Genomic DNA, 977 nt, shown 5'->3' with positions numbered 1-977 from the left:
TTGAATTGAGGGGCCGGCGCGCCGCGGTAGGGAACGTGCCGGTCGGCACGGGGTCCACCGCGGCAGCATGTGCCTTGAGTTGTACGCCCGCCCTGGCCGCGTTCTCCAGCACGAAGCGGGCATAGCCGTTCCACGTCGTCTCACCCGCGGCCGCAGCGTGGTACAGCCCCGCGAGTTGAGGGCGGGCCATGGCAGCACGCGCCATGTGGGCGGTGAGGTCGGCCAGCAGGTCGGCGCCCGTGGGCGCGCCATGCTGGTCGTCGATTACCGTCAGGCGCTCGCGCTGCCGGGCAAGCCGGAGCATGGTCTTCGCGAAGTTGCCCCCGCGCGCGGCATACACCCAGCTCGTGCGCAGGATCAGGTGGCGCGGCGTGTGTTGCGCGATCAGGCGCTCGCCCTCCAGCTTGGTGGCGCCATACACATTGAGCGGGCCGGTGCCAGCCGTTTCGACCCAGGGCGTGTTGCCACTGCCGTCAAAAACATAGTCCGTCGAGTAGTGCACCAGCCAGGCGCCGCAGGCCTGCGCCGCCTGCGCGAGCACGGCTGGCGTCATGGCATTCACCTGCCCGGCAGCTCGCTGTTCGGCCTCGGCCTTGTCCACCGCGGTGTAGGCGGCCGCATTGACGATCAGCTGCGGCTGCACCACCTGCACGGTGCGCGCAATGCCTTCCGGGTTCAGGAAGTCACCCACCAGCCCCTCTCGGCCCGCTGACCCCAGCGCCACCACGTCGCCCAGAGGCGCGAGGCTGCGCTGCAGTTCCCAGCCCACCTGGCCGTTGGCACCGAACAGTAGGATCTTCATGCGTATTGCTTCTCGACCCAGTCGCGGTAGGCTCCGCTCTGCACGTGCTGCACCCACTCGGGGTGCTCCAGGTACCACTGCACCGTCTTGCGGATGCCGGTCTCGAAGGTTTCGGCCGGCTTCCAGCCCAGCTCGCGCTCCAGCTTGCGCGCGTCGATCGCGTAGCGCCTGTCGT

The 977-nt window shown here is 69.1% G+C and carries 1 protein-coding gene and 1 pseudogene; both read right to left on the bottom strand.

Annotated elements, in window-relative coordinates; all coding sequences use genetic code 11:
- On the bottom strand, nt 1-802 hold an 802-nt coding region (gene rfbD / locus IM725_RS20850), incomplete at its 3' end, for a dTDP-4-dehydrorhamnose reductase (RefSeq protein ID WP_193782396.1).
- Nucleotides 799-977, bottom strand: a pseudogene (locus tag IM725_RS20845) (dTDP-glucose 4,6-dehydratase); the annotation flags it as partial. The gene rfbD and the pseudogene IM725_RS20845, both read right to left, overlap by 4 nt.

Source organism: Ramlibacter aquaticus (assembly GCF_015159745.1).
In the GTDB taxonomy this organism is placed as follows: Bacteria; Pseudomonadota; Gammaproteobacteria; order Burkholderiales; family Burkholderiaceae_C; genus Ramlibacter; species Ramlibacter aquaticus.
This window is presented reverse-complemented; position numbering and strand designations above follow the sequence as displayed.